Source organism: Anabaena sp. TISTR 8404, assembly GCF_056847745.1.
Genome location: NZ_CP180578.1, coordinates 638,928 through 653,054, shown reverse-complemented (window position 1 = coordinate 653,054; position 14,127 = coordinate 638,928). Strand labels below are relative to the sequence as shown.

The 14,127-nt window shown below is 41.3% G+C and carries 12 protein-coding genes, 1 tRNA gene and 2 rRNA genes; 6 read left to right on the top strand and 9 right to left on the bottom strand.

All coding sequences use genetic code 11. The features are described from left to right. Nucleotides 1-28: 28 nt before the first annotated feature. The 4 genes from ACMX3D_RS02845 to ACMX3D_RS02830 form a co-directional block, all read right to left on the bottom strand. Entirely contained in the window at nucleotides 29-382 is a 354-nt protein-coding gene (locus tag ACMX3D_RS02845; protein WP_482749976.1) for a slr1659 superfamily regulator, read from the bottom strand. A 45-nt stretch (nucleotides 383-427) separates the two neighbouring features. Beyond that, on the bottom strand, nucleotides 428-1,048 hold the full coding sequence (locus ACMX3D_RS02840) for a slr1658 family protein (RefSeq protein ID WP_482749975.1): 621 nt from the start codon (nucleotides 1,046-1,048) through the stop codon (nucleotides 428-430). A gap of 72 nt (nucleotides 1,049-1,120) precedes the next feature. After that, nucleotides 1,121-2,710, bottom strand: a complete 1,590-nt coding sequence (locus tag ACMX3D_RS02835) for an MHYT domain-containing protein (RefSeq protein ID WP_482749974.1) — start codon at nucleotides 2,708-2,710, stop codon at nucleotides 1,121-1,123. Nucleotides 2,711-2,860: 150 nt separating this feature from the next. Then, nucleotides 2,861-4,198: a hypothetical protein gene (locus ACMX3D_RS02830; protein ID WP_482749973.1), complete on the bottom strand. Its 1,338-nt coding sequence runs from the start codon at nucleotides 4,196-4,198 to the stop codon at nucleotides 2,861-2,863. A gap of 67 nt (nucleotides 4,199-4,265) precedes the next feature. On the opposite strand from ACMX3D_RS02830, the gene ACMX3D_RS02825 reads away from it, so the two are divergent. After that, nucleotides 4,266-4,658 carry a helix-turn-helix domain-containing protein gene (locus ACMX3D_RS02825; RefSeq protein WP_482747409.1) on the top strand — a complete coding sequence of 131 codons (393 nt, stop codon included), beginning with the start codon at nucleotides 4,266-4,268 and terminating at the stop codon, nucleotides 4,656-4,658. Beyond that, complete coding sequence (locus tag ACMX3D_RS02820; protein ID WP_482747408.1) at nucleotides 4,616-5,212, top strand: transposase; 597 nt, start codon at nucleotides 4,616-4,618, stop codon at nucleotides 5,210-5,212. The genes ACMX3D_RS02825 and ACMX3D_RS02820 overlap by 43 nt, the downstream gene beginning before the upstream one ends. Nucleotides 5,213-5,548: 336 nt before the next feature. Here the strand turns inward: ACMX3D_RS02820 and ACMX3D_RS02815 are convergent, their stop codons facing one another. Both ACMX3D_RS02815 and ACMX3D_RS02810 read right to left on the bottom strand, forming a co-directional pair. Continuing rightward, the gene (locus ACMX3D_RS02815) at nucleotides 5,549-6,241 is read right to left on the bottom strand and encodes a class I SAM-dependent methyltransferase (RefSeq protein WP_482749972.1); all 693 of its coding nucleotides are present in this window, start codon (nucleotides 6,239-6,241) and stop codon (nucleotides 5,549-5,551) included. 107 nt (nucleotides 6,242-6,348) lie between these two features. After that, a complete protein-coding gene (locus tag ACMX3D_RS02810) occupies nucleotides 6,349-6,915 on the bottom strand; it encodes an EF-hand domain-containing protein (protein ID WP_482749971.1) in 567 nt (188 codons plus the stop codon). Nucleotides 6,916-7,385: 470 nt separating this feature from the next. Here ACMX3D_RS02810 and ACMX3D_RS02805 point away from each other — a divergent pair, with 470 nt between their 5' ends. From ACMX3D_RS02805 to ACMX3D_RS02795, 3 genes are all read left to right on the top strand, one after another. Continuing rightward, the gene (locus ACMX3D_RS02805; RefSeq protein WP_482749970.1) at nucleotides 7,386-8,135 is read left to right on the top strand and encodes a helix-turn-helix domain-containing protein; all 750 of its coding nucleotides are present in this window, start codon (nucleotides 7,386-7,388) and stop codon (nucleotides 8,133-8,135) included. 405 nt (nucleotides 8,136-8,540) lie between these two features. Beyond that, nucleotides 8,541-9,674 (top strand): ISAs1 family transposase, encoded by a 1,134-nt coding sequence (locus tag ACMX3D_RS02800; protein ID WP_482747696.1) that lies wholly within the window; start codon nucleotides 8,541-8,543, stop codon nucleotides 9,672-9,674. A gap of 266 nt (nucleotides 9,675-9,940) precedes the next feature. After that, on the top strand, nucleotides 9,941-10,126 hold the full coding sequence (locus ACMX3D_RS02795) for an AAA-like domain-containing protein (protein ID WP_482749969.1): 186 nt from the start codon (nucleotides 9,941-9,943) through the stop codon (nucleotides 10,124-10,126). A 637-nt stretch (nucleotides 10,127-10,763) separates the two neighbouring features. On the opposite strand, the gene rrf is transcribed toward ACMX3D_RS02795, so the two are convergent. After that, a 5S ribosomal RNA gene (gene rrf / locus ACMX3D_RS02790) occupies nucleotides 10,764-10,881 on the bottom strand. Between the two features lie 60 nt (nucleotides 10,882-10,941). Next, a 23S ribosomal RNA gene (locus ACMX3D_RS02785) occupies nucleotides 10,942-13,761 on the bottom strand. A gap of 20 nt (nucleotides 13,762-13,781) precedes the next feature. Here ACMX3D_RS02785 and ACMX3D_RS02780 point away from each other — a divergent pair. After that, complete coding sequence (locus ACMX3D_RS02780) at nucleotides 13,782-13,937, top strand: hypothetical protein (RefSeq protein ID WP_482747343.1); 156 nt, start codon at nucleotides 13,782-13,784, stop codon at nucleotides 13,935-13,937. 50 nt (nucleotides 13,938-13,987) lie between these two features. Here ACMX3D_RS02780 and ACMX3D_RS02775 read toward each other — a convergent pair. Further along, a tRNA-Ala gene (locus tag ACMX3D_RS02775) sits at nucleotides 13,988-14,060 on the bottom strand. Between the last annotated feature and the right edge of the window lie 67 nt (nucleotides 14,061-14,127).

Below are 14,127 nucleotides of genomic sequence, written 5' to 3'. Positions count from 1 at the left end.
ATTCTTGCAGCATTGATGAGATGAGAGATTATATAACTTCTAGTTTTAGTCCCGGCAGCAAGCGGACTAAATTTTGTAAAGATTTACTTTGCCAAGGTTGATCGTTTGAGCCTAAGACAACTAACTGAGTTTCTTTTTGTTTGCGTAAAGTCATCACAAATTTTGACAGCATACTGATACCAGAACTGTTGAGAAAAGTCAGTTCTCTTAAGTTTAAAGTCATGGTTGCTGGATTGGTTTTTGCAACTTCATTGAGCAAGGTGGTAATTGGTTCGTACTCGCTAGGCCCGCCAAGACTCAATTCGCCTTGAAAGTTAATTGTTTCGGAATTAGGATCGTATTCAACGATGTAATCCTCTGCTTTAATTTTTTGAGCATCCATTGTTTTTCTATGTTTAAGGGTTATTATTTTTGGTATCAATCAATATTACACTTTAATTTGCACCATTGTGGTGACAGTAATAACTGGGGTATCTCCAGGAATTGTCTCCAGCTTCCAACCAATTTCCGCAGCATAATCATTAATCATAGTCAGCAGACCTAAGCCTGAAGCTTCAGTATCTTCTTCAATACTTTTTTCGACTTGTTGCACGTACAAATCGTTAGGATCTGATGTCAACAGTTGTTCAATAAATATTTTTAATTTCTCATCACCACCGGGTTTAATGCTGTTATTGGCAAAGATTACAGCGGTTACTTCCTCTACCTCTTCAAGGAAGTGAATGCCAAATCTAATTTTATATTTAGAATCTTCGTTGTTAAACTTGATTGCATTCTCTAACAATTCATTGGCGACGTAACTAACGGCACTTTTGCTACTTTTAATTCGCTGTTCACGATGCGGATCTTCTTCGTCTGAAGGTAAAAAATTGGTGAAGTAATCTGCTACGAAATGAGCAGAGAGGCGATTATTTTTCCAGCGTTGCTTAATCGGACGAGAGCTAGGAGTAAAAGCAATTTCTAGAGAATCATTTTCTGGTGGGAAGCTGGTGATAAAATTACCCAATAATTCAGTTATATGGGCAGTATCTTGAGAGAGTTGAGTCATAATTGGATATCCTGTAGATGAAGGATTAGTGTTGATTAAATTGGCAAGTTAGCGAGGAGCGATCGCTAATATTTACACTGTCAAAGTTGTTTTTAATTCCTGTTGCAACTCGTCAATTTCTTCTGCTGGTCTTTTCAACACTAATAAGGTGATGTCATCAAATACCTTTTGCTTACCAATATGTCGCCGTAAATCGGCAATAATGTCATCCTTAATGTCTGAAGCAGATTTATGCCAGCTTTTACCGACCGCTTCGCACAGCCGATCGACCTGATACTGTACTTTATTAATATTTTTAGCTTCTGGGATACCGTCGGTGTAAAGTATTATCCCATCGCCAGGATGTAACTCAAAAATAGCATGACTGATAAAATCAGTAATTTCTGCGTCTAAACCAATCGGAAAACCTAAATCCATCGTGTTAATTCTTTCAATATGTCCGCCTTTGCGAACGATAATTGTTTCTTCATGCTGTCCACTAATACTAATTTTTCCCTCCGCATAGTTGACAATGGCTAGGGTGAGACTTTTTTCCGAGTTCATCCGTTGCACATTTTTATAAATTGTGCGATTGAGGGTATCTAAAAATCTTACTGGATCAATTTCTCGAATTTCTTGCAAAGTCCGGACGGCAGTTTGCGTCATTAACATTAAAATACCACTTTCTAATCCGTGTCCGGTAACATCTCCAATGCCTAGCGTGATTACGCCATCAGTCTCTAGTACATCGTAATAATCACCGCCTACTTCATCTGCCGGTTCCATGTATCCAGCAATATCTAAACCAGCAATATTTTCTAGTTCTTCTGGTTTAGGCAAAATCATCATTTGAATTTGACGGGCTACGTCTAATTCTGCTCCCATTCGCAGGTTTTCTTGCTTTAGTTTCTCGTTGAGGGCAATAATTTCTTCATTAGCGGTTGCGAGTTCGGCGGTGCGATCGACAACTTTGGTTTCAGAAGAGGTTATGAGTGATAAACTCAAAATCGAAAACGCTGCAACGCTGGTCAAGGATGCCAACCAACTAGTATCGGCGGGCGGAAACTGCTCAGATAATGATGGCAATGGACTAAAACAAACTGCTGCCATACCGACGTAGTGCATGATCGGCACAGCAAAACCCATTAATGCTGATGCACCAATTTTCTGCCACCAGATAACGGGTTTTTGTTGCCGCAGGTAACGGATTAGCCATAGAGCAACCAGTGATACAGCGATCGCAATTCCGCCAGAAAGGGTGACTAGGCGCAGATCGTAGTGAGCGATCGCGGGTAGTCGCATGGCAGCTATGCCTGTATAATGCATTGTGGTAATACCTGCCCCCATCAGCAGACTTGCACCCAACAGGCTGGCAATCTTTACTGTTTTACGACTGGTAATCCACAGGGCTAGACCTGATGCCAAAATCGCAGGCAAAACAGATACGAAAACAATCGTTTCCTCATAACTAATTGGCACAGTTACGTGAAACGCCAACATACCAATAAAATGCATAGACCAGATGCCAATTCCCATCGAACTTGCACCAGCAATTAACCAACCAATCCAGGTGTTTCCTTTAGCAGTTGTGATGCGTTCTGTGAGATCCACAGCAGTGTAGGCAGAGAGAATAGCGATGATAACGGAGAGAATTACTAAGTTCAGATCGTAGGAAACAAGCATATTTTAACTCAATTATGAATAACTATAAAAAGTGACATTATCTAATATCAATTTAAAAAATAATGCAGCATTTTCTATGATGAAGACGTTCGATAAAACATTTCTACAGCTTAAAAATAGGTTAAGTTTAAAACAGTATCGTCAAATCTTTTATTCTTGCATCCCTTCGTATAACAGTCGTGCAAACAGCCGAGCGCCGTCATCGGTCTTCAAACGTGCATAGCTAGGCGGTTCCGAGGTTCCTGTTCGCAAATCGGACAATAACTCTGGGTGAAACTGACAGGTAAACGATCGCCGAATCTGTTTGCTCTCAAAATCTTTATAGATAATGCAAGTTGCAGAACATTCGGTGACAATTTCATTGTCAATGCTAGTAGAACACAAAATCTCGATCGCATCCGGCAGTTTCAGTAACCAGGCCAACCGACTACCTGCTAATATCGACCGATGGGGAATAATAGCATCGTGCAGCAAGCGGTATGCCCAGTTAGCAAATAAGATTGCTTCTTCGTTGACTTCATCCGAGTGAAACATGGCAATATTGACTTCCCGCTCATACTCAATGGCGGTGTCAATCACGCCTTCATATTCATCAGCCGTAATTTCATGAGCGCTAATTAACTCTTGAGGAATGCCAAGCGCTTCCCCATCCGGGGACTTGTAGTGGTGCAGTCGTCGTTCGCCGACTTCCTTGTGTTCGTTCGGGCCTACGGCAAATTCTGGATGATCCCAGCCTTCGGCGATTACATGCCCATTGCGCTTAGTAATTTTTAGAGAACTGCCAACTTCTTCAATCTTTTGACAAACGCGCTTCAGCGCTTTTAACATTTTGCCATTGCGGTCTCTCGGTAAGGATTCTAAACTCAGCACTTGCCGAACTGCCCGTTTAATTAGATTGATGTGTCCTTGGGCTGCTAATTGATGTCCCAAACAAATAAACAGCGCTAAAGCACTCGTGGGCGATCGCGAGATCAGCAGCTTTTCAACCAAAAAATGGAGATCGTCGAGGGAACATTTGCCACCCTCAAAAGTAGAAGCATCCCGTACTGAGGGATCGCCACCTTCTACTACTACAGCTAAACCCGACGTAATCAAAGGCACTACCAAGTCAGGATCGAGTAGTCCAGAAGACCATACAGGAAACAAGATTGAATCGCAATCGGCAATTTTTTGAGCGATGTATGCAACATTCAGCGATGCGCGGACATCTTCTCCTAATGGATTTTGTCCGACGTGTTCCCAAGGTTCAATGATGGCGATCGCATTGCGAAATAGACAAGGGTGTTTCATCAGAAATTCTAAATCTGACTGAGAGTTAATTACCTTCTCCAATGGTTTGCCGTATCCCCACTGAAATTTGGCATTTTCTATGAGCAGCGATGCGTCTGGTAAAGGATCGGGAGAGTGGCGATCGGCAAGAAACTGACCGATGAGAACATGCACAGATTCAAAGTCAGAATCACCCTCGCTTAAATAACCAGGACGCAACCGCCAATTGCTACAGCACTTTCGAGGTAAATGAGGTACACATAGTATTGGTGCATCAAGACTTAAAATGAAAGCATACTCAATCGATTTACGAGAAAAAATAGTAAATACTTACGAAAAGGGTGGTACTTCAATAAGAAAGGTTGCTGTGCAATTTGGTGTAGCAAAAAGCTATGTGCAAAAGCTAATCCAACTTCATAGAGTGCAAGGACATCTAGAACCCAAAAAGCAAGGTGGAGCCATGAAGGGTAGGCTAGATGATTTCGCGAGCGAATTAGCCGAAATGGTTCAAATTTACCCAGATGCAACTTTATTGGAATATTGCGAATATTTTGGAGAAAAATACAACGTTTGGGTGTGTGCAAGTGTGATGTGTTGTGCATTACAAAAACAAAAATTAACTCGAAAAAAAAGACTTTGCGTAGCAGCCAAGGAAAAACAGAAAGAGTCCAAAAACTGAGAATAGAGTATTGGGAGAAAGTAAAGCAAGTAGACCCAGAAAACCTTGTATTTATAGATGAAATGGGTGTTTTACTTGGCTTAACTAGGACTCATCAAAGAAGCGAGCGCGGCACTAGAGCGTATAATTTTAAACCATATTACCGGGGAGCAAAAATAAGTGTAATCGGAGGAATTAGCTTAAAGAAAGTTTTAGCGGTGATGACTTTAAACGGCTCAATGGATGGAGATGCATATAAAGTTTTTGTAGAACATTTTTTACTTCCGCAATTATGGGTTGGTGCAGTCGTTGTAATGGATAATCTACCTGCTCATAAAGTCGAAGAGATTCAGCTTTTGATTGAAGGAGTGGGAGCAAGTGTTCTTTATCTATCTCCTTATTCTCCTGAATTCAATCCAATTGAACATTGGTGGTCACAATTAAAAGCTTTTCTGAAACAATTTTCTCCCAAGAGTGCATCTGTCGTTGATGGTTTAATTAAAATTGCGCTGAAACTAGTTGATCCAAAGCATCTAAAAAATTGGTTTACTAATTGCTGCTACTGTACCTCATGAACCTCAAATCTGCTGTATTACTTACTGGTTGATGAAAAGTTTGAGTTGCTGTATTCATTCAGTTTCTATACCTTTCTAAGAGGATGTTTTAAAAGTGGGGGTATTGTAAGAAAACTCACAAGGCTTATACTGAGATTTGTAGATAACAGCACCTTGTGAGCGAATGACTAAAGCATACGCCCTGCAATTTGACATGGGAACAGTGGGAATTGATTGCAGGAGAGTTTGCATCAGAAAAAGCTCCGATATTACTATGTATTCGCAATGTATATCAAGGGTTTTAGGGATTTTCATTCTATGTTTACTGGGTACAAATCAAGGAAATCCCAAGTAAATTCAATGATTAGTATCCTTACGAATTGCTTTCATTACAAAAAAAGTTGGATAAATATCTCCACCAATTTGTTCCGAAGCAGGAAAGTCATACCCCTCTTCAAAATTGACAATATCAAATTTTCTCAAGAAATTTGAATTCAGATATTCAGATAGGGTGTGAGATGGTTCTTTCAAATTAATCAAGCCTCCATAAATGATAGAGTCAACAATTTCTTGCTTGAAATAGTTTTTCCCGTTTTTCTTTTTTTCCAGAAATTGTCTGAATGGATGCTTGGTAAGATACACTAGCATTCCATCTGGTTTTAGAACACGTGCAATCTCCTCCAGGATTTTTGGAACATTGTGCGATGTTTGGAGTGCATATTTACTGACAACAATATCAAAGAATTTGTCTTCAAAAGGAAGATTTTCACCGTCAGTTATGAAAAATACTCCATTAGGACTTTTCTCTCTGGCGCTAGTAATAAATTTTTCACACGGATCTATACCAGCAACAAGAGCACCTTGTTTGGCAAAATATGCAGCATCAGTACCATCACCACACCCAACGTCGAGCAGTTTTTTTCCATCAACATAAAAATCAATTTGTCGATAGAAATATTTATTTCCTATTTCATCTTGAGCTTCAAGATTATTGCTGTAGACCTGATTAAAATTATTGTATTGTTTTGCTACTGTTGTGTTTTCGTTCATAGTCTTATAAGAGGATGTTTGAAAAGTTAAAATCAGTCATATCTACCAAGTAGTTTCTAAGGAGAGAGCAAGGATTCTAAACTTCAAGTTGCACATAGCGTTACTTGCTAATATGGACTAAATAAAAAATTTCCTAACGCTTCTGGTTCATCACTATAATGGAACTCATGCAACGCTTTTAAGAACTCATCTTTAGAAATAAATCCATCTTTGTTAAAGTCAAGTTGCGAAAAAGTTTTCTCTGCATAGATGCGATGATTATTATAAACTGCTAGAAAATCTATCCATTCTTTACTACTGATAGTGCCATCTCCATCAACATCAAATACATCAAAAATTAAACTAACAAGCGAGCCAATTTCTACTTCATATCGCTGAGGATTATTCAGAAGAGCTTCGTAATACTTCAGCCAGTCATCTAAACTGACTTTATAGTCACGATTTTTATCCATCTCACCTTGAAGGTGAATCCAGAAATAAACAAACTTGCTATGCAGGGCATCAATTTTTGGATAATTAGATTTCCAGCCTCGATATTCTGCTACTTTTTTAGTAATTTTGTCAAAATCTGCTAAACCAATCAAGCCGCTATTATCACTATCGTAAATAGTAAATAATTTTGTAAGCTTTCGTATTTGCAATTCTGTAAGCATCAGTACTCCTGTGTTAAGCATAATCACTCCTGTATTGATTGAATTAGCTTAATTTTAATAACTGTTTAATTAAACCTTTTCTATAATAGAAATAATGAAACAGTCAATGATTTATATCAAATATCCTACTTTTTTTACTTTTCTTACTTATGTTAAATTCTGTTCGAGCGCGTCTCTTGGAATCAACGTGTAGCTCCTAATTAGCCAATTAATTTACCAATTTAGTTGATTGACAAAAGTCATTAATTGTAAATCCGTAGCTCAAAGTAAGATAACTTTACAGAAACATACCAACTTTATCTATTTTCCTTTGAGCTAAACAACTGAATAATACATAGTGAAGTTTTTTAGTGAATGTACGCTCTCTTAAATTCAGCTCTTGTGCTTGTGATATCTGCATCAAAGCCTTTTTGTTTTAACTACCTGTTTCGGGTGCATAACAATCTAGAGCGTTTTTTACTGTGTGCGTACTATTCAAATGGAATCACTACATGAATGTTGGCGAAGTTCTGGAAACTGTAGAACAAACTCTGCTCTGTAGACAACTGAACACCCTTGAGCGCTTGATTCTGTGTCAGTCATGGCTCGGACGCGGTTATAGCGAGATGGCATCCGATTTTAAATATAGTATCGCTCACATCAAGGATACTGGCTCCCGGTTGTGGCAGGCTCTTTCAAAAGCCATAGGGGAAAGAGTGACGAAAAAAAATTTGTTTCTAGTCCTCAAGCAATATTTGTTCTCCCAAACAGATGAAACAGTTGAAACAGTGACTAGCGACCAGTTATCAGTGACCTTAGAGTTCGTGGAAGTGACAGACCCAGCGCTAACGCCTAACACTAATGAGGTACCAGTTAGCACTGATTTTGGGGAAGCTTTATGTTCAGAGGATAGCGTGCAATTATCAATAATGTGCGATCACTTGATGTTTGATGATATGGCTAAAAAATTAAGGCGATCGCATCGTTTATCGATAAGTTACAGTAACTACATACTTATTACAGCGTTCAACAATTTTTGTCATGGGTATACTGACCTGGTATCTATAATTTGTCATCGCGCCTCTTGGAACCAACTATTAGCTGTTGTTGGGGCATTAATTGACCAATTTAGATTATGGACAAAAGCAATTAATTGTGTATCTGTCTCTCACATCAATCTAAAATATACACAAAAAATACCAATACAACAAAAGTATTTGTTTGAGTTTTACGTCTTTTTTAGCTTTGTTGCAGCTAACTAATTGAATTTTTCAATATTCTTTGTGAAGAACATCAACCGCGATCGCTGTGTTATAGTCCCTATTCTTAACCTATCATGCATGACAGGGCGAACGCACGGTTTTTCTGAAACCCTTACTGTATAAGGATATTGAGCAAAAAATAGGCTAAATTATAAAACGCCAAAACCCTTGCTATTAAAAGATTCTTGTACTTTAGATGCGTTTGCCCTGGTAGCGTGCTTTTTTTCTTGAGGATACTTTTTGACAATACCATACCGAGTTTATGTTCTGTATCCCTACTCTCTTCTCAACCGATCAGTTCTTATTGTTACTGATGGCTTACGGTTGTACTTCCAAGCCTCTTCTTTCGTTCTGTGCATCAATATTTAGATGCGTTTGCCCTGAGCACGCTACACTGACGTTTGGATGAAGCTCAAGCCCAAAATCACAATAGCTGACCATTTTGCACAGATGTCAGATCCAAGAGTAGACCGCACAAGATTACATAAGCTAATTGATATTTTGACAATTGCGATTTGTGCAGTAATCTGTGGAGCAGATAGTTGGGTGGCAATAGAATTGTATGGCTGCACAAAGTATGAGTGGTTAAAAACATTTTTGGAGTTACCAAACGGAATACCATCACACGATACATTTGCAAGAGTGTTTGCACAATTGAATCCACAGCAATTTCAGTCATGTTTCTTAAACTGGATAAAATCAACTCAGAAGATAACAAATGGTGAAGTTGTAGCAATTGACGGTAAAACTTTATGTGGTTCTTATGATAAAAGTAGTGGTCAGAGTGCGATTCAAATGGTAAGTGCATGGGCAACTACGAATAAATTAGTGTTGGGACAGGTAAAAGTAAACGAAGCATCTAATGAAATTACAGCTATCCCAGAACTACTGAATGTTTTAGAGTTGAATGGTTGTATCGTGACAATTGATGCAATCGGTTGCCAAAAAGAAATTGTGAAGTTAATTACGCAACAAAACGCAGATTATGTAATCACCTTAAAAAAGAATCAGGGTAATCTATATGAGTTAGTAGAAGAACTATTAAGAACAGGAATAAGCACAGGGTTTGAAGGGCTTCACCATAGCACATATAAAACAGAAGAAACGGGGCATGGTCGTGATGAAATCCGCAATTATGTGATGTTATCTGGAATTGAATCTCAGCTTGACCCAGATTCAGTTTGGTCAAACTTAAAAAGTGTTGGGATGGTAGAGTCTGTTCGACAAATAGATGGTAAAACAACAGTGGAGACTCGTTATTATATTAGCAGTCTTGAGAATGATGCGAAAAAATTTGCTAATTGTGTTCGCAGTCATTGGGGCATAGAAAATTCGTTACATTGGGTATTAGATGTAGCTTTAAAAGAAGATGACTGCCGGATTAGGAAAGATAATGCTCCACAAAATTTTGCAGTGATGCGGCAGATAGCAGTAAATCTTTTAGGTAAAGAGAAACGTGTGAAGCGGGGAATCAAAAATAAACAGTTTTTGGCAGCAATGGATAATAACTATTTAGAAAGAGTTTTAGCTTTAGCGTAAACTAGCTTGTCAATAATTTGGTTAAGATTGTTGCTTATTTTTAAGGGTAAGCTTACTTATTTATAGCTGAATAGTTAGCTAATTTATCTTTAAACAAGAGTTATTTCATTAGCGATAAGCTAATTTACTTGTTAGCAAAAAAATCGATTTGTTCTATTTATATTTTGGTCAAGTTTTGCACTTATGAAAATGATTTTGAAATCCTTATTAGTTTTTGTTAGGAAATAAGGTGCGTTTTCCCTGATCAGCAACATCTTCATTATCAGTTGTGGAACCTGCAACAGCATCCTAAATTAGCTGATGCCTTTCAACAGGTTTTACAGGCTCCAATCCAGTTAGAAATTGAGGTGGCATTTAAATTAAAAAGTTTAGGATTAGTGCATCTTATCGATAGTCAAGCAACTGTTAGCTGTGAGCTATATCGAGAACACTTCTGCAATTATTTCTGTTAATTGTGGAGCAGCATTTTTACATCTATTGGCTTGCTGCGATCGCATTCGAGAGATTTCTTACGCCTAGAGGTAGGACAGAGTAGATGCAAGCTAAGTTTGAGCTTTACCTCTTTTACATTTACTTAGTAATTGCCCTAAGTGTGTTATGACTGCTTAGGTAGGCTTTTAAGCAACTGATTCAAATGGAGATAAATTGCCTAAAAAGCTTATAGGACATGGTTTTGATAAATTATACAACTTTTTTATTGGTAAATATGAATAAGACTTCGGAAATTATACAACTTGATTTTTTGAGTTTTAGGTAAAAACTAACGTAAATATAGGGCTTGCAAACTATAAAATTATATAACTTTATTATGTTTTTACAGTAGATTGCACAATATTCGTCCACAAATTTTATGCTTGGTTTGGGGCTTCTTGGCTGTGTCATAGTCCCCTCCTGCCTTTCAGACCTCTTTTCTGATTTTACTCTTCCCGGAGTGACAAAAGAAAGTTAATTTTATCCGGAAAGTCACAGAAGAGGGATAACTACGAAAGATTAAGCATTTGAGGGACAGGGATTGTTGAACCGCATTATTCCTCTACAATAAAAACAAAACCCCCTTTCGTGAGTGAAAGAGGGTTTTGATAATAATAGACCTGGCACCGAGCAATTGTGGCAGGAGGCGACCCTCCAACTATCGTAGCCGCAGCAGCGTTTCACCTCTGAGTTCGGGAAGGTATCAGTGTGGTTCCACCGCGCCATAGGCACCAGGAAAACTTGTAAGGTCAGAGACCCTGAAGGCTGCAAGAAACGCGATATTCACCAAAGTTGCGAGGTCAAGCCCTCGGTCTGTTAGCACGGCTCGGCTACATACATTACTGCACTTCCACCTACCGCCTAAGAACCTGTGTTCTACAGGTGACCTTACCCACTTATAGTGGTGAGAGCACTCATCTGGAGGTGGGCTTCCCACTTAGATGCTTTCAGCGGTTATCCGCTCCGCACTTGGCTACCCAGCGTCTACTGTTGGTACAATAACTGGTACACCAGCGGTGCGTCCTTCCCGGTCCTCTCGTACTAAGGAAGGCTCCTCGCAATGCTCTAACGCCTGCACCGGATATGGACCGAACTGTCTCACGACGTTCTGAACCCAGCTCACGTACCGCTTTAATGGGCGAACAGCCCAACCCTTGGGACGTACTTCCGCCCCAGGTTGCGATGAGCCGACATCGAGGTGCCAAACCTCCCCGTCGATGTGGACTCTTGGGGGAGATCAGCCTGTTATCCCTAGAGTAACTTTTATCCGTTGAGCGACGGCCATTCCATGCTGCGCCGTCGGATCACTAAGGCCTACTTTCGTACCTGCTCGACTTGTCGGTCTTGCAGTCAAGCTCCCTTTATGCCTTTACACTCGCCGCACGGTTTCCAAGCGTGCTGAGGGAACCTTTGCGCGCCTCCGTTACCTTTTAGGAGGCGACCGCCCCAGTCAAACTGCCCACCTGAAACTGTCCTCTCTCCGGGTGACGGAGATGAGTTAGAATCCTAGCTTCGCCAGAGTGGTATCTCACCGTTGACTCCCTTCTCCCCACAAGGAAAAGTTCATCGTCTCCCACCTATCCTGCGCAAGCGAAGCCCGGACACCATTCCAGGCTACAGTAAAGCTTCATAGGGTCTTTCTGTCCAGGTGCAGGCAGTCCGTATCTTCACAGACATTCCTATTTCGCCGAGTCTCTCTCTGAGACACCATCCAGATCGTTACGCCTTTCGTGCGGGTCGGAACTTACCCGACAAGGAATTTCGCTACCTTAGGACCGTTATAGTTACGGCCGCCGTTCACCGGGGCTTCGGTCGTCAGCTTCAGTTGCCCTGACCAACTTCCTTAACCTTCCGGCACTGGGCAGGCGTCAGCCCCCATACCTCCTCTTGCGAGTTTGCGGAGACCTGTGTTTTTGGTAAACAGTCGCCTGGATCTCTTCACTGCGACCCAATTTCTTGGGCACCCCTTCTTCCGAAGTTACGGGGCCATTTTGCCGAGTTCCTTAGAGAGAGTTATCTCGCGCCCCTTAGTTTACTCAACCTCCCTACCTGTGTCGGTTTCGGGTACGGGTACAATATGTTCATCACATTACTAGCTTTTCTTGGCACTATCTTTGACTACACGGAGTTCGTAAACTCCTCCCAAACCAATTAGGGTGTAGCTATTTTTCATGCGTCCCTAGCAATGCTCCCATATCATAGTCAGGGAATCTTCACCCTGTGTCCATCGACTACGCCTTTCGACCTCGCCTTAGGACCCGACTCACCCAGAGCGGACGAACCTGGCTCTGGAACCCTTAGGGTTTCGGGGCATTGGATTCTCACCAATGTTTGCGCTACTCAAGCCGACATTCTCACTTCCGTTTCGTCCACAGCTGCTTGCCGCTACTGCTTCTACCTACCACGGAACGCTCCCCTACCGATTAATTAATTAATCCCACAGCTTCGGTACATCACTTAGCCCCGTTCATTTTCGGCGCAGGATCGCTTGACTAGTGAGCTATTACGCACTCTTTCAAGGGTGGCTGCTTCTAGGCAAACCTCCTAGTTGTCTATGCAATCCCACCTCCTTTATCACTTAGTGATGATTTGGGGACCTTAGCTGGTGGTCTGGGCTGTTTCCCTCTTGACAATGAAGCTTATCCCCCACTGTCTCACTGGCAATGTGTGCCCTGGGTATTCTGAGTTTGTCTCGATTTGGTACCGGTCTCCCAGCCCGCACCGAAACAGTGCTTTACCCCCCAGGTATATTCATTACCGCTGCGCCTCAACACATTTCGGGGAGAACCAGCTAGCTCCTGGTTCGATTGGCATTTCACCCCTAACCACAGCTCATCCGCCGATTTTTCAACATCGGTCGGTGCGGACCTCCACTTGGTGTTACCCAAGCTTCATCCTGGCCATGGTTAGATCACCAGGGTTCGGGTCTATAAACACTGATTATCGCCCTTTTCAGACTCGGTTTCCCTTTGGCTGCGTCATTTTTGACTTAACCTACCAGTGCCTATAAGTCGCCGGCTCATTCTTCAACAGGCACGCGGTCATCCGTTGAATCGGACTCCCACTGCTTGTAAGCTAATGGTTTCATGTTCTATTTCACTCCCCTTCCGGGGTTCTTTTCACCTTTCCCTCGCGGTACTGGTTCACTATCGGTCACACAGTAGTATTTAGCCTTACGAGATGGTCCTCGCTGATTCACATGGGATTCCTCGTGCCCCATGCTACTCGGGATTCAGCTACTATCCTTAAGTTTTTGACTACAAGACTTTCACTTTCTTTGGTGCGGTATTTAGCCGCTTCGTCTAACCGCTAGATTCGATATTGCTGTCCCACTACCCCAAAGAGTAAACCCTTTGGTTTAGGCTCTTCCCCTTTCGCTCACCACTACACAGGGAATCTCTTTTGATTTCTCTTCCTCCAGCTACTAAGATGTTTCAGTTCGCTGGGTTGGCTCATACCTGTCTATATATTCAACAGGCTGTATTTAGGGTTGCCCCATTCGGATATCTCCGGCTCAATGTTTGCTTCCAACTCCCCGGAGCATTTCGTCGGTAACCACGTCCTTCTTCGCCTCTGTGTGCCTAGGTATCCACCATTAGCTCTTATTCGCTTGACCACTTTACATTTGGCTTATCCATGCAAACTTTTCTTGGTTCTGTTTACTTCGTGCTTGCCGCTGATTCACTCAACATTCCGCACTCAGCACTCAGCACTTCGATTCGTCTGCCTGCTATTAATCGCGTTTCTATGCAGTTTTCAAGGTTCTGGCTGGAATCACTCCCAGCAGTCTAACTATCGTTAGTTGCTGTCTGTTCCTTTTTTTGGTTATTTTGCTTTTCAGGTGGAGGTTAGCGGACTCGAACCGCTGACATCCTGCTTGCAAAGCAGGCGCTCTACCAACTGAGCTAAACCCCCATCATGAATTTTGGATTTTTGATTTGCGATTTCGGATTGAACAATAACAATCTAAAATCCACAATTT